The organism is Metapseudomonas boanensis (assembly GCF_042232855.1).
Classification (GTDB): Bacteria; Pseudomonadota; Gammaproteobacteria; order Pseudomonadales; family Pseudomonadaceae; genus Metapseudomonas; species Metapseudomonas boanensis.
Window position 1 is genome coordinate 4,182,399 of record NZ_CP113889.1, and the last position, 18,997, is coordinate 4,201,395.

Sequence of the window (18,997 nt, forward strand, 5' to 3'; positions counted from 1 at the left end):
GAGAGGACATGCTGAGCTTTGAAATTTTCCTGGCAATTGGCATGTTCACCGCCATCGTCCTGGGGCTGGTGGTGATCATCCTCGCCGCACGAGCCAAGCTGGTTTCCAGCGGTGACGTGAACATTGTCATCAACGGCGAGAAGACCATCACCGTCCCTGCAGGCGGCAAGCTGCTGCAGACCCTGGCGGCACAGAACATCTTCCTCTCGTCCGCCTGTGGTGGCGGCGGCACCTGCGCCCAGTGCAAGTGCATCGTCGAGAGCGGGGGGGGCGAGATGCTGCCCACCGAGGAGTCGCATTTTACCCGGCGCCAGGCGAAGGAGGGCTGGCGACTCTCCTGCCAGACCCCGGTCAAGCAAGACATGCAGATCGAGGTGCCGGAAGAAGTCTTCGGCGTCAAGAAGTGGGAGTGCATGGTGGAGTCCAACCCCAATGTCGCCACCTTCATCAAGGAGCTGACCTTGCGCCTGCCAGAAGGTGAGAGCGTCGACTTCCGCGCTGGCGGTTACGTGCAGCTCGAGTGCCCGCCCCACGTGGTCAATTACAAGGACTTCGACATCCAGCCTGAGTACCGGGGCGATTGGGACAAGTTCAACCAGTGGAAGTATGTGTCCAAGGTCGATGAGACGGTGATTCGCGCCTACTCGATGGCCAACTACCCGGACGAGAAGGGCATCGTCAAATTCAACATCCGCATCGCCTCACCACCGCCAGGCAAGGACCACCTGCCGCCTGGGCAGATGTCGTCCTGGGTGTTCAACCTCAAGCCAGGTGACAAGGTCACGGTGTACGGGCCGTTCGGCGAGTTCTTTGCCAAGGACACCGATGCCGAGATGATCTTCGTTGGCGGTGGTGCGGGTATGGCGCCGATGCGTTCGCACATCTTCGATCAACTCAAGCGCCTCAAGTCCAAGCGCAAGATCAGCTTCTGGTACGGCGCGCGCTCCCTGCGCGAAGCCTTCTATACCGAAGAGTACGATCAGCTCCAGGCGGAAAACCCGAACTTCGAATGGCACCTGGCGCTGTCCGATCCGCAGCCGGAAGACAACTGGACGGGGCTCAAGGGCTTCATCCACAACGTGCTATACGAGAACTACCTCAAGGACCACCCGGCCCCTGAGGATTGCGAGTTCTACATGTGCGGCCCGCCGATGATGAATGCCGCGGTGATCAAGATGCTCACCGACCTGGGCGTGGAGCGTGAGAACATCCTGCTGGACGATTTCGGTGGCTAAAGCGCTGTCATTGCTGCTGTCGGCCAGCATGCTGCTGGCAGGTTGCAGTGAGCGAGTCGAGGAGTTCGGTGGCCCGACCATGGGCAGCACCTACTCGGTGAAGTATGTGCGAAGTGCGTCCGCTCCTTCGGTGGAGCAGGCTCGCGGCGAGGTGGAAGCGATTCTCGGCGAAGTCGACCGGCAGATGTCCACCTACCGGGCCGACTCCGATGTCGAGCGTTTCAACGCATTGCCTGCTGGCAGTTGCATGGCCTTGCCTGCCCCGATGCTGGAGTTGGTGGGGTTCGCGTCTGCTTTGTCCAGAGACAGCGATGGCGCCTTCGACATGACACTTGAACCCCTGCTCAATCTCTGGGGCTTTGGACCCAAGGGGCGGGGTGGGCATGTGCCGAGCGCCGAAGCCGTCGCCCGGGTGCGTGCAGATGTTGGTCATCAGCATCTATCCATCCGTGGCCAGGAACTGTGCAAGGATGCGGCTGTGCAGCTCGATTTCAACAGTATCGCGGCTGGCTATGCGGTAGATCGAGTCAGTGCGCGGCTGACCGGATTGGGCGCTACCAGTTTTCTGGTAGAGATTACCGGCGAACTGAAGGCGGTTGGTCGCAAGCCAGATGGGTCGCCTTGGCGCGTCGCGATCGAAGCCCCGCAGGATGATCGCCAGGTGGCGCAGAAAATTATCAGCCTGGACGGGCTCGCCGTTTCGACGTCCGGCGACTACCGCAACTATTTTGAAGAGAACGGCAAGCGTTACTCGCATACCCTGAACCCCAGGACCGGTGCGCCCATCACCCACAACCTCGCCTCGGTGACGGTGGTGGATGAGTCGGCTCTGCAGGCTGATGGGTTGTCCACGCTGCTGATGGTCCTAGGGCCAGAGGCCGGCGGTGCTTATGCCGAAGCACGTGGGATCGCCGCGTTCTTCGTGGTTCGCAAAGGCGAGGGTTTCGTGAGCCGAGGCAGCAGTCGGTTCGAGCAGCTATTCGCTGCGAAGGAGGATTGAGATGACCTGGTTACTGGTGTTCGTGATCATGCTGTTGGTGGTGCTGGGCATGGCCGTTGGAGTGATCATGGGACGCAAGCCTATCGCCGGCTCGTGCGGCGGCATCGCCAACCTCGGCATCGAGAAGGAATGCTCGATCTGTGGCGGCAATCGACAAAAGTGCGAGGAAGTGCAGCGCGGCGGTGATGTAGTGGACGCAAAGCTCGCCTACGACGCGACCAAGCGCTAATGTGCAGCGCCAACTGACTTGGTTAAGCTGCACGCCAGTTCTGAAATGCTGCGGTGATGGGTTCCGCAGTCTTGCCGGGGGCGCCAATGGGCGCCCCGGCCCGTTATGAGGAGTAAGCATGGCTGTCTACAACTACGACGTAGTGGTGCTGGGTTCCGGTCCGGCGGGGGAAGGTGCGGCGATGAATGCCGCCAAGGCCGGGTGCAAGGTGGCAGTGGTCGATAGCCGCCGCGAGGTCGGTGGCAACTGCACCCACCTGGGCACTATCCCGTCAAAGGCGCTGCGTCACTCGGTGCGGCAGATCATGCAGTTCAACACCAACCCGATGTTCCGCCAGATTGGTGAGCCGCGTTGGTTCTCCTTCCCTGACGTGCTGAAAAGTGCAGAGAAGGTAATCGCGAAGCAAGTCGCATCGCGCACCGGTTACTACGCGCGCAACCGTATCGACACCTTCTTCGGTACCGGCAGCTTCGCCGACGAGCAGACCATCGAAGTGGTCTGCCAGAACGGCGTTGTGGAGCGCCTGGTGGCCAAGCAGATCATCATCGCCACCGGTTCTCGTCCGTATCGTCCGGACGATGTCGACTTCAGTCACCCGCGGGTTTACGACAGCGACACCATCCTCAACCTGAGCCATACGCCGCGCCGCCTGATCATCTACGGAGCCGGTGTAATTGGCAGCGAATACGCTTCCATCTTCAGTGGCCTGGGGGTGCTGGTGGACCTGATCGACAACCGCGATCAGCTGCTCAGCTTCCTCGACGACGAGATTTCAGACGCGCTTAGCTACCACTTGCGCAATAACAACGTACTGATTCGCCACAACGAGGAGTACGAGCGCATCGAGGGACTGGACAACGGCGTGATCCTGCACCTGAAATCCGGTAAGAAGATCAAGGCCGACGCCTTGCTCTGGTGCAACGGCCGTACCGGTAACACCGACAAGCTGGGTCTGGAAAACATTGGCATCAAGGTCAATAGCCGTGGCCAAATCGAAGTCGACCAGAACTACCGCACCTCCATCTCGAACATTTACGCAGCGGGCGATGTGATTGGCTGGCCGAGCCTGGCGAGCGCCGCCTATGACCAGGGCCGCTCGGCTGCCGGCAATATCGTCGACAATGACAGCTGGCGTTTCGTGGATGATGTGCCGACCGGCATTTACACCATCCCGGAGATCAGCTCCATCGGCAAGAACGAGAGGGAACTGACCCAGGCCAAGATTCCCTATGAAGTGGGCAAGGCATTCTTCAAGGGAATGGCGCGGGCGCAGATCGCAGTAGAACCGGTCGGCATGCTGAAAATCCTCTTCCACCGCGAGACACTGGAGGTTCTGGGTGTGCACTGCTTTGGCTACCAGGCCTCGGAGATCGTGCATATCGGTCAGGCGATCATGAACCAGAATGGCGAGGCGAATACCATCAAGTACTTCGTCAATACCACCTTCAACTACCCGACCATGGCGGAGGCCTATCGGGTAGCTGCGTTCGACGGCCTGAACCGGCTTTTTTGAGCGGCTCCGACCGGTGGCCTGAACCGGTCGGGGTAGATCCGTTCAGCAATTCCCAAGGGTGGCGCTGGCCAAACCGGGAAAGTCTGTAATCAGGCTGTCCGCGCCGAAGTCAGCGAGCCGGCGCATCAGTGCCGGTTCGTTGACCGTCCATACCGACACGTGCAAGCCTTCCTTCTGGGCGCGCAAGAGTCGCTCCGGGGTGCACAGCGTCCAGTTCAGGGCGAGCAGGTTGCAGCCGTGATGCTTGGCGACCTTCAGGGGATCGAGCCAGGCATATTCGGCCACCAGCCCGCGTGAAAGCCTGGGCGTCAGTCGGTTCAGTGCCCGCAGCACTTCGCGGGAGCTGGAGGTCACCGTGACTTTGTCCATCACGTCGTACCGTTCGGCCAGTTCCTGGATTGCCAGGACTGTGCGTGCCGCGCGGACCCGAGATGCGCTTTTCACCTCCAGTTGCCAGTGCTCGAAGTCGCAAAGTTCGAATAGTTCGGCAAGCCGGGGAATAGGGCAGGGCTTTGGCCAATGCGGTCCGCTCATTCGAGCGTCGTAGGTCACCAGTTCGTTGGCGTCGTGTTCCGCCACTTTGCCGCGGCGTCCAGTGGTTCGTTTTAGCGTCGGGTCGTGAATTACCATCAGCTCGCCGTCGCGGGACAGGTGCAGGTCCAGTTCGCAGCGTTGCACGCCATGGGACAGGCATTGCTGGAAACTGGCCAGGGTATTTTCCGGGCATTCGCCCTTGGCGCCTCGATGGCCGTAGATCAGGGTCACTTGTATTCCCTTGGTGCTCTGGGTTGGTGGTGGCGGACGCTGTCGATCACTCGCCCGCTTTCGAAATAGACCGAGAACTCGCGATAGTCCAAGCGACTGATAGACGGGTTGCCGACAGCCGGTCGCCGTTCATTCGGAGGGCCAAAGCGCTTGAGCACGGCGTCTTGGGTTTGGCCGCGTAAAGGCAGGGGCAGAGTCGCGTCACCTTGTTGCCCGAGCGGTACTTCGAGGGTTTCGGCGCTCGTGGGCAGGGCGAGCACAAGGCCAAGCAGCAGGGCGGCGTGCAACATACGGTGGCCTCAGTCGGATGTGGACGGGCGTTGGCGGGCCTGGCGACGCTCCGACGCTTGCCTCTGCAGGATATGCTTGGCCAGCAATTGGCGCTGGGCATCGGTCAGTGCTTCGAACTCCGCGCCAATCTCGAACTCGTCTTCCCCCTGGGCTTGGCTATGTACGACTATGGCACGCAGCTGTAAACCGAGCGCCTGCGGCATCAGAACCATCTTCACTGCGAGGCGGGTGCCAGGTTCGAAGGGTGTTCGATTGCTGAAGTTGATGCCGGCTTCCGATAACGTCACCTGACGGGCCGGGCCGATATCGCGCAACAGGCTTCGGGCAAGGGCCTGTCCAATCAGGTCGATACGCTTGTTGATGACCTTCAGGTAGCTTGCCAGTGGGCGATCTCGTTCATGAATATGCCGCAGCAGGTGCTGTGACTCGAAATCCATCAGGTGCAATTCGCTGAGGAGGCTGAAAAGCTGGGAGGCATCCTCCTGATCGCCATCCACACTGGTTTCGCCAGATTTCAAAGGGCTGATTTCCAGTGCGATCGTATCTTCGATGCGGTAGTATTCGCGACGGTCTTCCGCGTCTCGTGTCGACATGGCGAACCCATGGCAGCAGTGGTGGTCTGAGTGTAAACGCTGCTTGCCGAGCCCCGCCACAAGGACGTCCCTTCTTTCGCCAGCGAACTTCATTTCCATGTTCAGACCGCTGTCTCTGTATATAGGCGCACGCTACACACGCGCCAAGCGTCGCAATTATTTCGTCTCCTTCATTTCTCTCACTTCGATGATTGGGTTGGCCTTGGGCGTCCTCGTGATGATCCTGGTGTTGTCGGTCATGAATGGTTTCGACCATGAGATGCGCACTCGCGTATTGGGCATGGTGCCCCATGCCACAGTGGAGTCGGCCGTTCCCATCGATGACTGGCGCAAGCTGGCCGAGGGGGTGGTGCGGCATCCGGAGGTCAAAGGCGTAGCACCTTACACGCAGGTTCAGGGGCTGCTGACCGCCGACGGCAAAGTGCAGAAAGTGCTGGTCAACGCAGTGGACCCACAGGAAGAGGCCAAGGTCTCGATCATCGAGGACTTCTTTCGGGAGGGGAGCCTTGCAAGCCTCGCCCCAGGTGAGTTCGGGATGGTGATCGGCGACCGGGCCGCGACCAAGCTTGGCGTCCGTATCGGCGACAAAGTCACCTTCGTCCTGCCCGAGGTCGCGGTAACGCCAGCAGGCGTGTTTCCGCGTATGAAGCGTTTCACCGTGGTTGGCATCTTCCATGTCGGGGCCGGTGAGCTCGATGGCTACCTGGCCCTTGCAAACATTGCTGACGTTGCCCGCCTGAAACGTTGGCAGCCCCACCAGGTGCAAGGTCTGCGGCTCAAGCTCGACGACCTGTTCAAGGCGCCACAACTGGCGTGGCAGATTGCCGGCGAGTTGAAGGGCGAGGACTTCTATGCTCGTGACTGGACGCGCTCCCACGGTAACCTCTATCAGGCGATCAAGATGGAGAAGGCCATGATCGGCCTGCTTCTGCTTCTCATCGTCGCGGTGGCTGCGTTCAACATCATTTCCACCCTGGTGATGGTGGTGACTGACAAGCGCGGTGACATTGCCATCCTGCGTACCCTTGGTGCGACACCGCGCCAGATCATGGGCATCTTCATGGTTCAGGGCACGGTCATCGGGGTGGTCGGCACATTGATTGGAGGCCTGCTTGGGATCCTCGCTGCACTCAAGGTGAGCGATGCCATCGGCTGGCTCGAGCGGCTGCTGGGGCTCAGGTTCCTCAATGCCGATGTCTATTTCATCGACTATCTGCCGTCGCAGCTAATGGTCGAGGATGTGGTGCTGGTCTGCTCGGCTGCGCTGATCCTGAGTTTCCTTGCCACCCTTTATCCTGCCTGGCGTGCTTCGCGCACCCAGCCTGCGGAGGCTTTGCGTTATGAGTGATAAGGCTGTCCTGAGTTGCCGCAACCTCGGCAAGAGCTACGAGGAGGGCCCGCAGTCCGTTGTCGTGCTGTCAGGTGTCGAGTTGGAACTGCATCCAGGCGAGCGAGTGGCCATCGTCGGCAGTTCCGGTTCTGGCAAGAGTACCTTGCTGAATATGCTGGGTGGTCTGGATACACCCAGTAAAGGCAGCGTCTGGTTGGCGGGTGAGGAGCTTTCCGCCCTCAGCGAGACCGCCCGTGGCCTGTTGCGGAACCGTGCGCTGGGGTTCGTCTATCAGTTCCATCACCTGCTGCCGGAGTTCACGGCTCTTGAGAACGCCTGCATGCCCTTGCTGATTGGCCGCACACCGATCGCCGAGGCCCGTCGACGGGCTACTGCGCTGCTGGAGCGGGTAGGACTGGGCCATCGCTTGTCGCACAAGCCGGCAGAATTGTCGGGTGGTGAACGTCAGCGCGTGGCAATCGCCCGGGCGCTGGTCAACCAGCCGGCCCTTGTGCTGCTCGATGAGCCTACGGGTAACCTGGACCAGCACACAGCCCACGGTATTCAGGAGCTGATGCTGGAGCTGAGCCGCTCCCTGAAAACAGCCTTCCTGATCGTGACTCACGACCTGCAGTTGGCCCACCAGATGGATAGGGTACTGCGCCTGGAAGACGGACGTTTGGTGGCTGCCTGAGATGTTCAGACCCCTGTCGATATTCATTGGCGCCCGCTATACGCGCGCCAAGCGTCGCAACCATTTCATCTCGTTCATTTCGCTGACCTCAATGATCGGCCTGGCCTTGGGCGTGCTGGCCATGATCGTGGTGCTCTCGGTCATGAACGGCTTCCAGAAGGAAATGCGCTCGCGCATCCTGGGCATGGTTCCTCACGCCACGTTGAGCGCCGAGCAGCCTCTGGACGACTGGCGCAAGGTTGCTGACAGTGCGATGAAGCATCCCGAGGTGGTCGGCGCAGTGCCTTTCGCCGAGTTGGAGGGGATGCTCTCCTACAAGGGCATGATGCAGCCGGTGCAGATCAACGGTATCGATCCGCGTGAAGAGTCCAAGGTTTCCATCATTGGAAAACACATGGTCCAGGGCGATCTGGACGCGCTGGTGCCCGGCGAGTTCGGCGTCGTCATCGGCGAAATCTCGGCACGTCGCTTTCGTCTCAATGTTGGCGACAAGCTGACGCTGATCGTTCCTGAGGTAAGCAGCGCGCCTGGAGGTATAACGCCACGCATGCAGCGCTTGACCGTCGTTGGCGTATTCAAGGTGGGCGCAGAACTGGACGGCTCGCTGGCGCTGGTCAACGTTGTCGATGCCTCGGCGATCCAGCGTCTGAAGGACGGCCAGGTGCAAGGCGTCCGAATTGCCCTGAAGGATCTGTTCATGGCGCCCGAAGTTTCGCGGCAGATCGTGGCCGAACTCGGACAGGGCTACCGCACCGATGACTGGACTCACACCCAGGGCAGCCTTTTCAGCGCAATGAAGATGGAAAAGACCATGATCGGTCTGCTCCTGCTGCTGATCGTGGCCGTGGCGGCGTTCAACATCATCGCTACCCTGATCATGGTGGTGGCCGACAAGCGTGCCGACATTGCGATCTTGCGGACGCTGGGCGCCACGCCACGGCAGATCATGGCGATCTTCATGGTGCAGGGTTCGGTGATTGGCACGGTTGGTACGCTGATCGGCACCGCGCTCGGGACAATCACCGCGCTTAACGTGAGTCAGTGGATTGCCGCTCTGGAGCGTGCAAGCGGTCGGCAAATCTTCAGCTCGGATGTCTACTTCGTAAGCTATCTGCCGTCCGAGTTGCAGGTCGGGGATGTGCTATTGATCTGTGCCGCTGCGCTGTCGCTGAGCTTCCTCGCCACGCTTTACCCGGCATGGCGCGCGGCCCAGACTCAACCGGCTGAGGCGTTGCGCTACGAGTGATGGCGCTGAGGTTCTTGCCCGCTAAACAAAAAACGCCGCACTGATGCGGCGTTTTTCGTTTCAGCGACTTTTCCGGCGGGCTTTCTGGCGTTTGCGCCAGCTATGGGCCACCCACCAGCGCCAGTAGAGCATCGTCAGCACATAGCCCAGGATGCCTGTCAGCACGCCGCAGACTACCGAGCCAAGCAGGAAAGGTTGCCAGAGGCTGCTGAGCTCCTGAGTGATCCAGTTCCAGGTCAGTTCATCGGGCAGCGCACGTGGCGGTACTTGCATCAGCCAGGCGCCGAGCTTGTAGGTGCAGTAGAACACGGGCGGCATGGTGATCGGGTTGGTCAGCCAGACCAGGCCCACCGAGATCGGCAGGTTGGCGCGGACCATAATGGCCAGGCCTGCGGCGAGGAGCATCTGCATCGGAATGGGGATGAAGGCAGCGAACAGGCCCATGGCCATCGCGCGCGCGACCGAGTGACGGTTGAGGTGCCAGAGATTGGGGTCGTGGATGAGCGAGCCGAGAAAGCGCAGGGACTTGTGTTCCCTGATGGTGTCCGGGTGGGGCATGTAGCGCTTGAAGATACGACGCGGCATGGGGACTCTCTGGCGATTGAAGCGCCGGTATTATGCACACAAAGAAGTGACACTGCCGGTTCAGTTTGTGTCGGCGGATTAATGTGGTGGGTCGTCGCTTCCCCAGCAAAAGCCGACAACGCAGGCCGATCTCCGGACTGCCAATCCCAGGGAAGGGGGGTATATGTCGTTGCATTCAGGGCTGGCTGCGTTTGCAGCAGGCCTCCTCCTGTTGCGGGCGCTGCCAATGCTCCCACCTGTCTGGTGGTTGTGGCCGCAACTCCTGCTCGGTGTGCTGCTGCTAGCAGGAAGAGGCTGGCGACTGGGTTTTTTTCTTGTCGGATTGTCCTGGGCGAGCCTGGCAGCCCAATGGGCGCTCGACGACCGACTGGAGCCCGGGCTTGATGGGCAGACGCGCTGGCTTGAAGGACGGGTGGTTGGTCTGCCTCAGCGCAATGATGGTGTGGCCCGATTCGAGCTGACGGATCTGACCTCGCGTCGCGCTCGCCTACCTGGCCGTTTGCGGTTGGCGTGGCACGGTGGGCCGGAAATCCACGCCGGCGACCGCTGGCGCCTCGCCGTTACCCTCAAGCAGCCTAGGGGGTTGGTCAATCCGGCGACCTTCGATTACGAAGCCTGGCTTCTGGGTCGGCATATCGGCGGTACGGGCTCTGTGAAAGCCGGGGAGCGCCTCGAGCCAGCGGAAGGACCTGCCGCTTGGCGCGACCAGTTGCGTCAGCGTCTTCTACAGGTCGACGCCCATGGGCGCCAGGGTGGGCTTGCCGCGCTGGTTATGGGGGACGGTTCGGGGCTGGATTCGAAGGACTGGCGCATCTTGCAGGATACCGGCACGACCCACCTGATGGTGATCTCTGGGCAGCACATTACACTGCTGGCAAGCGTGCTTTATGGGTTCGTCGCGTTGCTCGCGCGGTTTGGGTTTTGGCCTGGTCGCGTGCCGTGGCTACCGGCGGCCTGCGCTGCTGCGTTCGCAGGAGCATTGGGATACGGGTTTCTTGCAGGGTTCGATGTGCCCGTCCGACGGGCTTGCGTGATGATCGCGGTGGTATTGCTGTGGCGCTTGCGCTTTCGTCACCTGGGCATCGTCACGCCGCTGTTGTTGGCGTTGTGCCTGGTGCTGCTGACTGACCCCCTGGTGGTCCTGCAGCCAGGATTCTGGCTGTCGTTTGGTGCCGTTGCACTGCTCCTGTTGGTATTCGGTGGGCGTCTAGGCGCATGGATATGGTGGCAGGCGTGGTGGCGCGCGCAGTGGACCATGGCGCTGGGGTTGGCACCCCTGATGGTGGCGCTGGCCCTTCCGATCAGTATCAGCGGGCCTCTGGCGAACCTGGTGGCTGTGCCGTGGGTCAGTCTTATTGTGCTTCCGCTGGGCTTGCTCGGGACCTTGTCGTTGCCTGTGCCCGTCATTGGCGAGGGTCTTTTGTGGTTGGCGGGCGGAGCTTTGGACTGGTTGTTCATTCTTCTGGCCTGGATTGCCGGGCAATGGCCTGCTTGGATACCTGAGGCGGTATCGCTGTGGGGATGGGCGTTGGGCGCCTTGGGGGTGATTCTCCTGCTCCTGCCTGCCGGTATTCCCCTGCGGGCTCTCGGTGCGATGCTCTTGCTGCCAGCTCTGTTCCCCCCATCTCCACGTCCGTTGGTGGGGCATGCGGACATCTGGCTACTCGATGTGGGTCAGGGGCTCTCGGTCCTCGTGCGGACTCGCGAACATGCGCTGCTCTACGATGCAGGACCACGAAGGGGAGACTTCGATCTTGGTGAGCGAATCGTCGTGCCGGTACTGAGAGGGTTGGGCGTGGATCGTCTCGACCTGATGCTGCTAAGCCACGCGGACTCGGACCATGCCGGCGGCGCCTCGGCTGTGCAGCGAGGGCTGGCTGTCGAAGGGGTGGTCAGCGGCGAACCTGATCGCCTGCCAGCAGAGCTCGCGGCGAGTGGCTGCAAGGCGGGTGACGAATGGAGTTGGGATGGGGTCAGGTTCGCAACCTGGCAATGGCCTGGCGCCCAGGACAGTAACGACAAGTCCTGCGTACTCAGCGTCGAGGCCAGGGGCGAGCGCATGCTCTTGAGCGGTGATCTCGGTGCGCGTGGTGAGGCTGCCTGGGTCGCCGGTACCCAATACCTGCGAGCGCGTTGGCTGGTGGCTGGCCATCACGGTAGTCGGACATCATCCTCACCAATACTTCTGCGGGCCGTAGCCCCGGAGCGCGTGCTGATTTCACGTGGGGCGCATAATCCTTATGGGCATCCGCACCCGCTGGTGGTTTCACGCATCATGGGTCTGCCGGCCGCTATCCTGGATACGGCAGAGCGTGGGGCACTTCTTATCCGGCTTGGCCACTATGTCGAGGCAGAAGCCTATCGCGACAAGCCCGTGTTCTGGAGGGAAAAATGAGAACAGCAGCGGTCGGCGAGGGCTTGCCCCTATGCTAGAGTGGCGCCAATTTTCCGAAGGGGATTTCCTACCGTGTGGGAGCTGGTCAAAGCCGGCGGCTGGATGATGCTGCCGATTATTCTGTGTTCCATCGCCGCCACCGCCATCATCGCTGAGCGTCTATGGACATTGCGTATAAGCCGTGTATCTCCACCTCACCTGCTCGGGCAGGTCTGGCGTCAGATCAAGGACAAACAACTGAATGTCCAAAGGCTCAAGGAGTTGCGGGCATCGTCCCCGCTTGGCGAGGTGCTGGCTGCGGGGCTGGCTAACTCCAAGCATGGCCGCGAAATCATGAAAGAGTGCATTGAAGAGGCGGCCAGCCGAGTCATCCATGAACTGGAACGCTATCTCAACGCTCTGGGGACCATCGCCGCCATGGCTCCGCTGCTGGGCCTCCTGGGCACAGTGTTCGGCATGATCGAGATTTTCAGTGGCTTCATGGAAAACGGCATGGCGAATGCCCCCATCCTGGCGGGCGGTATTGCCAAGGCTCTGGTGACAACTGCTGCAGGCCTCATCGTTGCGATTCCTGCGGTGTTCTTCCACCGCTATCTGCTGCGTCGGGTCGATGAACTGGTGGTGGCCATGGAGCAGGAAGCGATCAAGCTGGTGGAAGTCGTACAGGGCGACCGTGAAGTGGATTTCGCAGAGGAAACCAAAGCGTGAAGTTCCGCCGCCGGGCGGGCAACGTTGCCCGAGAAGAGGTCTTCCTCAACCTGACTTCGCTGATCGACGTGATCTTCGTGCTGCTGCTGTTCTTCGTGGTGACCACGACCTTCAGCAAGCCCAGTCAGTTGAAGATCGAGTTGCCCGAGGCGGTCAGCGGTACGCCGCCGCAGGAAACCGAACTCAAGACGCTCGAGCTGAGTATTGCCGCCGATGGTCAATATTCGCTCAACGGCCAGGTCCTGGTGAAGAGCGACCTGGCGACCCTTATCAGCGCCTTGGGCCGCGAATCCGGGGGCGACAACAGCCTGCCCCTGGTCATCTCGGCAGACGCACGCACCACCCACCAATCGGTTGTCACCGCGATGGACGCCGCCGGCAAGCTGGGCTTCAGCCACCTGCGGATGACGACTGTCGAGGCGGATGCGGCCAAGCCCTGATGGCTTTCTCCAATCGCCTGCTGGATGCCTGGTACAAAGGGCATCCCGCTCTCGCCCTGCTGGGCCCGCTCGAGTCACTTTATCGCCGAGTGGCGGAACGCAAGCGTGCTGCTTTCCTCGCGGGGCAGGCCGATACCTATCGTCCACCAGTTCCCTTGGTCGTCGTCGGCAACATCACAGTTGGCGGTACCGGAAAGACGCCCCTGATTCTCTGGCTGATCGAACACTGCCGTGCCCGTGGGTTGCGGGTCGGCGTGGTCAGTCGCGGCTATGGTGCCAAGCCGCCACAACTTCCCTGGCGAGTCACCGCAGAGCAGGGGGCTGAGCAGGTGGGCGATGAGCCATTGCTGATCGTCCAGCGCAGCGGCGTGCCTCTGGTGATCGATCCGGACCGGTCGCGTGCAGTACGTGCGCTACTGGAAGGCGACGAGTTGGACCTCATTCTCAGTGACGACGGACTGCAGCACTACCGTCTTGCGCGTGACTTGGAGCTGGTACTGGTCGATGCCGCTCGTGGCCTTGGTAACCGGCGCTGTCTTCCAGCTGGCCCATTGCGCGAGCCCGCCGAGCGTTTGCAAAGCGTTGATGCTGTGTTGTGCAATGGAGCCGCCTCTGACAGCAATGATGGCTATGGAATGCAATTGCGGCCTACTGCGTTGGTCAATGTTCGCTCCGGGGACCGCGTCGGGTTGGGGCACTTTTTGCCAGAGCAGGCGGTACACGCAGTCGCCGGTATCGGCAATCCGCAGCGTTTCTTCAAGACCCTGGAGGCGTTAAACTGGCGCCCGATTCCGCATGCCTTTGCTGATCATGCTGTCTATAGCTCTGCAGAGCTGAATTTCACGCCGCATTTGCCGCTGCTGATGACGGAAAAGGATGCGGTGAAGTGCCGGGCCTTTGCTGCTGCCGACTGGTGGTACTTGGCGGTCGACGCCGTACCCTCGGAGGCCTTCGCCGCCTGGTTCGACGTGCAACTGGCCCGCTTGCTGCCGAACCGCTTCTAACTCCAGGTAGCCCTGCGGCTGCCGACTCAAGGAATTCCCCATGGACCCGAAACTGCTCGACATCCTCGCCTGTCCCCTGTGCAAGGGCCCGTTGAAATTGGCCGACGACAAGAGCGAGCTGATCTGCAAGGCTGATGCCCTGGCCTTTCCTGTACGCGATGGCATCCCAGTGATGTTGGAAGGTGAGGCCCGTCCCCTCAGCGTTGACGAGCGGCTGGATAAATGAGCCAGGCTTTCACCGTCGTCATCCCTGCTCGTTTCGCCTCCACTCGCCTGCCGGGCAAGCCGCTGCAGGACATTGCTGGCAAGCCGATGATCCAGCACGTCTGGGAGCAGGCTCGTCGCAGCGGGGCACAGCGCGTGGTGGTGGCCACTGACGATGCGCGTATTGTCGACGCTTGCCAGACATTCGGCGCTGAAGTGCTGTTGACTCGGGCCGATCATAATTCCGGCACTGACCGTCTGGCCGAGGTTGCCACGCAGCTGGGCCTCACCAACGATGCGATCGTGGTCAATGTGCAGGGCGACGAGCCCTTGATCCCTCCTGCAATCATCGACCAGGTTGCGGCAAACCTGGCTGCGCATCCTGAAGCGGGCATTGCGACCCTGGCTGAGCCAATCCATGAGGCGCAAGCGCTGTTCAATCCCAATGTGGTGAAAGTCGCTACCGACCTGAATGGCCTGGCGCTGACCTTCAGCCGCGCCCCTCTGCCATGGGCTCGGGATGCCTTTGCCGCGAATCCTGACCAACTCCCGGATGATGTCCCGTATCGGCGCCATATCGGCATATACGCCTATCGGGTTGGGTTTCTTCATGACTTCGTGGCCTGGGGACCGTGCTGGCTGGAAAACACCGAGTCTCTGGAGCAGCTGCGCGCGCTCTGGCATGGCGTGCGCATCCACGTAGCTGATGCCCTTGATGCACCGCCGGCAGGTGTCGACACCCCGGAAGACCTTGAGCGCGTCCGGCGCCTGCTAGGTGCCTGATGAAGGTTCTTTTCGTTTGCCTGGGCAATATCTGTCGCTCCCCGACTGCTGAGGGCGTCCTGCGCCACAAGCTGTGGGAAGCTGGCCTTGCTGAGCAGGTGCAAGTCGACTCGGCCGGCACCGGGGATTGGCACGTCGGCAAGGCGCCTGATGCCCGTACCCGTGTCGCGGCCCAGCGCCGTGGCTATGACTTGTCGCAACTGCGCGCTCGTCAGGTGGAGGCTGCTGACTTCGGTCGCTTCGACCTGATTCTCGCCATGGACAAGAGCAACCTGACCAACCTGCAGCGGCTTCGTCCTGGGGCGGGCGCCGAGCTTGACCTTCTTCTGCAGCGCTATGAGCTTGCCCTGGATGAAGTGCCCGACCCCTACTACGGCGGAGAGGATGGCTTCGAGACGGTGCTGGACCTGATCGAGCAGGCTTGCGATGCGCTGATCGATGAAATCAAGGGGCGCTTGTGAGCTTGAATCTGCGCGAGAACGTTTCTCTCAAACCTTTCAATACCTTCGGAGTCGATGTCACCGCACGTCTTTTCACTGAAGCTCATAACGAAGCCGAGGTGCGTCAGGCGCTTCAGGTGGCTGCCAATCGCAGCCTGCCGCTGTTGGTCATCGGCGGTGGCAGCAACTTGCTGTTGACCCGAGACGTGGATGCACTAGTGCTGCGCATGGCCAGTCGGGGGATCCGGATCCTTGCTGACGACGGTATCAGTGTGACGGTGGAAGCCGAAGCGGGGGAAGCCTGGCATCCCTTCGTGCTCTGGAGTCTTGATGAGGGATTGGGGGGGTTGGAAAACCTCAGTCTTATTCCTGGCACTGTTGGTGCTGCCCCGATGCAGAACATTGGGGCCTATGGTGTCGAGCTGAAGGATGTTTTCGCCGGTCTGTCGGCCCTGGACCGGGAGAGCGGTGAGATCCGCGATTTTGATCTCGAGGAATGCGAGTTCGCCTATCGTGACAGTCTATTTAAGCGCGAAGCCAGCCGCTGGCTGATCTTGCGGGTTCGTTTCAGGCTCAGTCGTGTACCGGAATTGCATCTGGATTATGGCCCTGTGCGGCAGTGGCTTCAGGCTGAAGGTGTCGACGCACCGGCGCCACGCGATGTCAGTCGTGCCATCTGTGCGATCCGCAGTGAGAAGCTGCCGGATCCTGCGCAGTTGGGTAACGCCGGGAGTTTCTTCAAGAACCCCTTGGTCAGCGCTGAGCTGGCGCAGCGCCTTCGTGCGGAGTGTGCCGATCTGGTCGCCTATCCGCAGGCAAACGGGCAGGTAAAGCTGGCAGCGGGTTGGTTGATCGAGCGGGCGGGCTGGAAAGGCTTCCGCGAAGGCGATGCGGGCGTTCATCGCTTGCAGGCCTTGGTGCTGGTCAACTATGGAGCTGCCACCGGACCTCAGTTGCATGCGCTGGCGCAGCGCATCCAGACTGACATTGCCGTACGTTTTGGCGTGGAGCTTGAGATGGAGCCGAATGTGATCTGACCAGGCCTGTCGCTGCCTGCCTACGCCAGCAGTCTTCTACTGGGCGTCTACCCACAAAATAACCGGCCTGAAGGCCGGTTATTTATCGATCAGCGCAACTCAGCGGTATTCGCACAGGTACGCAGTATCCTGGGCAACCTTGAGCTGGAACTTGCTGTTCGCCGGAACGGTGAACTGGCTGCCGGCAGCGAAGGTTTCCCAGCTGTCGCTGCCTGGCAGTCTGACGGTCAGGGCGCCAGCGATGACGTGCATTACTTCCAGTTGGCTGGTACCGAATTCATATTCGCCGGCAGCCATGACGCCGATGGTGGCCGGGCCGTCGTTCATGCCGAAGGCGATGGATTTAACGGTGCCGTCGAAGTACTCGTTTACCTTGAACATGCGGGGATCCTGGATAGGGGCTGAAATGGGCCGACAGTATGCCCAACGCGGTTCCCAGCGTCACTAGCCCTGTCGATGGGCTGGAAGGACTAGCGGCAGCAGTCGTGCGGTATTACGTGCGTCTTCGAGGGCTCGGTGCTGTTGGCCCTGGAAGTTCAGGCCGGCAAGCTGCAACGCGGTATTCAACCCTACTGCGCGCTTCAACTGGCGGGCCTCGGCGAAGCGCTGCTTGAGGTTCAAGTGAGGGGCCCCGGCCAGCAGGCTGTTGAGTCCGTGGCGGCGCCAGTCCTGCTCCAGTTGCTTGCGGTCATAGTCGCCCCAGCTGGCCCAACCTGCCAGGCGGGAACGGTGCTTGCCGAGCCAGCGCTCGAACGTCGGCCAGACCTGGGGCAGGGGAGCGGCGCTGTCCACATCAGCTTGGGATATGTGCGTAAGCGCACGACAGAACTGGGTCAGGCAGGGGCGCCGTTGCGGTCGGACAAAGCGCTGGAAGTGGTCAAGCTCATGTCCGTCGGCTGCCACCAGGGTGGCACCGATTTCGATGATCTCCATCTCCTCAAGGGGCCATCCCCCTTCCTCTGTTGTGGCTTCCAGGTCAATAACCAGCCAGTGCGGCATGCGGGTCTCCTTGACAGTGCGGCGCTATTGCCGGCTTGAGGCGAGTATGGAAGCGCTTTCGCGGCGTCGCAAACCACGTGTTAGGCTTCAAGCAGATCGACGATGGAGGTGAGCGATGGCTGATGTAGCGTTTATCGGACTGGGCGTGATGGGATTTCACATGGCCGGTCATCTGGCCTGCGAAGGGCATTCGGTGCGCGTTTTCAACCGCTCTCCGGCCAAGGCCGAGTTATGGTGCGATGAGTTTGGCGGTGATTCATTCCCGACGCCGCGAGAAGCCGCGCAGGGGGCTGACCTCGTCATGGTGTGCGTAGGCAATGACGATGATCTCCGTGCAGTGGTATTAGGCGCGGATGGTGCATTTGCGGGCATGTCGCCCGGCGCCATCCTCGTCGATCACACCACTGCATCGGCTGACGTCGCGCGCGAGTTGGCTGTGCTGGCGGCAGAGCGCGAGCTCGGTTTCCTCGATGCGCCGGTTTCTGGGGGCCAGGCTGGTGCCGAGAGCGGAATGCTGTCAGTGATGGTCGGCGGCGAACAGGTTTTCTACGATCGTGCGGCGCCGGTGCTCGAAAGTTACGCGAAGATGGTTCGCCTCATGGGGCCGGTCGGTAGCGGCCAGTTGACCAAGATGGTCAACCAGATATGCGTCGGCGGCCTGCTGCAGGGCCTGGCCGAAGCCTTGCACTTCGCACAGTGCGCGGGGCTGGATGCCCATGGTGCGATGGCGGTGATCAGCAAAGGAGCAGCCCAGTCGTGGCAGCTGGAGCATCGGCACCAGACCATGCTTGAAGGGGCGTTCGACTTTGGTTTTGCCGTGGACTGGATGCGTAAAGACCTTTCCATCGTCCTGACGGAGGCCGAGCGCAATGGAGCGCAACTGCCGGTTACTGCGCTGATTGATCAGTTCTATGCCGAAGTCCAGGCCATGGGGGGAGGGCGCTGGGATACGTCCAGCCTGATTGCCCGGCTCAAGACTCCTCGTTAATTGGTGCCTGTCTCAGGCGCGGAATATGAAGTAAACCGCGCCTAGCATGCAAAGTCCTGCCCACAGATAGTCGAGCTTGAGTGGCTGCTGCAGGTAAAGGACGCTGAAGGGTACGAACACGGCAAGGGTGATCACTTCCTGCATGATCTTCAACTGGCCAACCTGCATCTCGGTGTAACCGATACGGTTGGCCGGAACCATGATCATGTACTCGAACAGGGCGATGCCCCAGCTGATCAATGCGGCAATCACCCAAGGCTTGGTGTTGAGTGTTTTAAGGTGACCGTACCAGGCAAAGGTCATGAAGATATTGGACAGTGTGAGCAGGGCTGCGGTCTGTATCCATACCGGCATGTGGGGAGGTTCCGCGAAATCAGGGCGCAATAGGCTACTGGCTGTAGGCGCGAGTGAGAAGGGGCCCTCGATGCGTTATTGGCGGATTGTCGTTTGTTTGGCGATGGTGGGGTTGGGAGCTGTAATTGCGGCTATGCGCGCCCAGGAGGCCTGGAGTTCCAGGC

General features: G+C 61.0%; 23 protein-coding genes. 16 read left to right on the plus strand and 7 right to left on the minus strand.

Annotated elements, in window-relative coordinates; translation table 11 throughout:
* Positions 1-8 precede the first annotated feature (8 nt).
* The 4 genes from nqrF (at position 9) to sthA (ending at position 3,977) form a co-directional block, all read left to right on the plus strand.
* A complete protein-coding gene (gene nqrF, locus OXH74_RS19555) occupies positions 9-1,235 on the plus strand; it encodes an NADH:ubiquinone reductase (Na(+)-transporting) subunit F (RefSeq protein ID WP_375738443.1) in 1,227 nt (408 codons plus the stop codon).
* Between the two features lie 28 nt (positions 1,236-1,263).
* Entirely contained in the window at positions 1,264-2,235 is a 972-nt protein-coding gene (locus OXH74_RS19560; RefSeq protein ID WP_375741650.1) for an FAD:protein FMN transferase, read from the plus strand.
* A 1-nt stretch (position 2,236) separates the two neighbouring features.
* The gene (nqrM, locus tag OXH74_RS19565; RefSeq protein WP_215370252.1) at positions 2,237-2,464 is read left to right on the plus strand and encodes a (Na+)-NQR maturation NqrM; all 228 of its coding nucleotides are present in this window, start codon (positions 2,237-2,239) and stop codon (positions 2,462-2,464) included.
* 118 nt (positions 2,465-2,582) lie between these two features.
* Positions 2,583-3,977, plus strand: coding sequence for a Si-specific NAD(P)(+) transhydrogenase (gene sthA, locus OXH74_RS19570; RefSeq protein ID WP_375738444.1), 1,395 nt, complete (start codon positions 2,583-2,585; stop codon positions 3,975-3,977).
* A gap of 42 nt (positions 3,978-4,019) precedes the next feature.
* Here sthA and OXH74_RS19575 read toward each other — a convergent pair whose 3' ends face one another.
* The 3 genes from OXH74_RS19575 to OXH74_RS19585 are packed head-to-tail and all read right to left on the minus strand — an operon-like array spanning position 4,020 to position 5,626.
* A complete protein-coding gene (locus OXH74_RS19575; protein WP_375738445.1) occupies positions 4,020-4,742 on the minus strand; it encodes a glycerophosphodiester phosphodiesterase in 723 nt (240 codons plus the stop codon).
* Entirely contained in the window at positions 4,739-5,032 is a 294-nt protein-coding gene (locus OXH74_RS19580; protein ID WP_375738446.1) for a phosphodiesterase, read from the minus strand. The genes OXH74_RS19575 and OXH74_RS19580 overlap by 4 nt, the downstream gene beginning before the upstream one ends.
* 9 nt (positions 5,033-5,041) lie before the next feature.
* A complete protein-coding gene (locus OXH74_RS19585; protein WP_375741651.1) occupies positions 5,042-5,626 on the minus strand; it encodes a PilZ domain-containing protein in 585 nt (194 codons plus the stop codon).
* A 97-nt stretch (positions 5,627-5,723) separates the two neighbouring features.
* On the opposite strand from OXH74_RS19585, the gene OXH74_RS19590 reads away from it, so the two are divergent.
* The 3 genes from OXH74_RS19590 to OXH74_RS19600 are packed head-to-tail and all read left to right on the plus strand — an operon-like array spanning position 5,724 to position 8,896.
* A complete protein-coding gene (locus tag OXH74_RS19590; RefSeq protein WP_375738447.1) occupies positions 5,724-6,974 on the plus strand; it encodes a lipoprotein-releasing ABC transporter permease subunit in 1,251 nt (416 codons plus the stop codon).
* Positions 6,967-7,650 carry a lipoprotein-releasing ABC transporter ATP-binding protein LolD gene (gene lolD / locus OXH74_RS19595; RefSeq protein ID WP_375738448.1) on the plus strand — a complete coding sequence of 228 codons (684 nt, stop codon included), beginning with the start codon at positions 6,967-6,969 and terminating at the stop codon, positions 7,648-7,650. The genes OXH74_RS19590 and lolD overlap by 8 nt, the downstream gene beginning before the upstream one ends.
* 1 nt (position 7,651) lies before the next feature.
* Complete coding sequence (locus OXH74_RS19600; RefSeq protein ID WP_375738449.1) at positions 7,652-8,896, plus strand: lipoprotein-releasing ABC transporter permease subunit; 1,245 nt, start codon at positions 7,652-7,654, stop codon at positions 8,894-8,896.
* 60 nt (positions 8,897-8,956) lie between these two features.
* Here the strand turns inward: OXH74_RS19600 and OXH74_RS19605 are convergent, their stop codons facing one another.
* Positions 8,957-9,481 carry a DUF2062 domain-containing protein gene (locus OXH74_RS19605; RefSeq protein ID WP_375738451.1) on the minus strand — a complete coding sequence of 175 codons (525 nt, stop codon included), beginning with the start codon at positions 9,479-9,481 and terminating at the stop codon, positions 8,957-8,959.
* Positions 9,482-9,644: 163 nt separating this feature from the next.
* On the opposite strand from OXH74_RS19605, the gene OXH74_RS19610 reads away from it, so the two are divergent.
* The 8 genes from OXH74_RS19610 (at position 9,645) to murB (ending at position 16,492) form a co-directional block, all read left to right on the plus strand.
* Complete coding sequence (locus tag OXH74_RS19610; protein WP_375738452.1) at positions 9,645-11,876, plus strand: DNA internalization-related competence protein ComEC/Rec2; 2,232 nt, start codon at positions 9,645-9,647, stop codon at positions 11,874-11,876.
* Positions 11,877-11,948: 72 nt separating this feature from the next.
* The gene (locus tag OXH74_RS19615; RefSeq protein ID WP_215370278.1) at positions 11,949-12,584 is read left to right on the plus strand and encodes a MotA/TolQ/ExbB proton channel family protein; all 636 of its coding nucleotides are present in this window, start codon (positions 11,949-11,951) and stop codon (positions 12,582-12,584) included.
* The gene (locus OXH74_RS19620; RefSeq protein ID WP_375738453.1) at positions 12,581-13,024 is read left to right on the plus strand and encodes an ExbD/TolR family protein; all 444 of its coding nucleotides are present in this window, start codon (positions 12,581-12,583) and stop codon (positions 13,022-13,024) included. The genes OXH74_RS19615 and OXH74_RS19620 overlap by 4 nt, the downstream gene beginning before the upstream one ends.
* Positions 13,024-14,028, plus strand: coding sequence for a tetraacyldisaccharide 4'-kinase (gene lpxK / locus OXH74_RS19625; protein WP_375738454.1), 1,005 nt, complete (start codon positions 13,024-13,026; stop codon positions 14,026-14,028). Before OXH74_RS19620 ends, lpxK begins: the two co-directional genes overlap by 1 nt.
* Positions 14,029-14,068: 40 nt before the next feature.
* Positions 14,069-14,254 carry a Trm112 family protein gene (locus OXH74_RS19630; protein WP_215370287.1) on the plus strand — a complete coding sequence of 62 codons (186 nt, stop codon included), beginning with the start codon at positions 14,069-14,071 and terminating at the stop codon, positions 14,252-14,254.
* A complete protein-coding gene (kdsB, locus tag OXH74_RS19635) occupies positions 14,251-15,015 on the plus strand; it encodes a 3-deoxy-manno-octulosonate cytidylyltransferase (RefSeq protein WP_375738455.1) in 765 nt (254 codons plus the stop codon). Before OXH74_RS19630 ends, kdsB begins: the two co-directional genes overlap by 4 nt.
* The gene (locus OXH74_RS19640; protein WP_375738456.1) at positions 15,015-15,476 is read left to right on the plus strand and encodes a low molecular weight protein-tyrosine-phosphatase; all 462 of its coding nucleotides are present in this window, start codon (positions 15,015-15,017) and stop codon (positions 15,474-15,476) included. The genes kdsB and OXH74_RS19640 overlap by 1 nt, the downstream gene beginning before the upstream one ends.
* The gene (murB, locus tag OXH74_RS19645) at positions 15,473-16,492 is read left to right on the plus strand and encodes a UDP-N-acetylmuramate dehydrogenase (protein ID WP_375738457.1); all 1,020 of its coding nucleotides are present in this window, start codon (positions 15,473-15,475) and stop codon (positions 16,490-16,492) included. The genes OXH74_RS19640 and murB overlap by 4 nt, the downstream gene beginning before the upstream one ends.
* A 99-nt stretch (positions 16,493-16,591) precedes the next feature.
* Here murB and OXH74_RS19650 read toward each other — a convergent pair whose 3' ends face one another.
* Entirely contained in the window at positions 16,592-16,873 is a 282-nt protein-coding gene (locus OXH74_RS19650) for a pyrimidine/purine nucleoside phosphorylase (protein WP_375738458.1), read from the minus strand.
* 63 nt (positions 16,874-16,936) lie between these two features.
* A complete protein-coding gene (locus OXH74_RS19655) occupies positions 16,937-17,491 on the minus strand; it encodes an exonuclease domain-containing protein (RefSeq protein ID WP_375738459.1) in 555 nt (184 codons plus the stop codon).
* Positions 17,492-17,606: 115 nt separating this feature from the next.
* Here OXH74_RS19655 and OXH74_RS19660 point away from each other — a divergent pair, with 115 nt between their 5' ends.
* On the plus strand, positions 17,607-18,479 hold the full coding sequence (locus OXH74_RS19660) for an NAD(P)-dependent oxidoreductase (protein WP_375738460.1): 873 nt from the start codon (positions 17,607-17,609) through the stop codon (positions 18,477-18,479).
* Between the two features lie 12 nt (positions 18,480-18,491).
* Here OXH74_RS19660 and OXH74_RS19665 read toward each other — a convergent pair whose 3' ends face one another.
* Positions 18,492-18,833, minus strand: coding sequence for a DMT family protein (locus OXH74_RS19665; RefSeq protein WP_375738461.1), 342 nt, complete (start codon positions 18,831-18,833; stop codon positions 18,492-18,494).
* Positions 18,834-18,997: the final 164 nt, after the last annotated feature.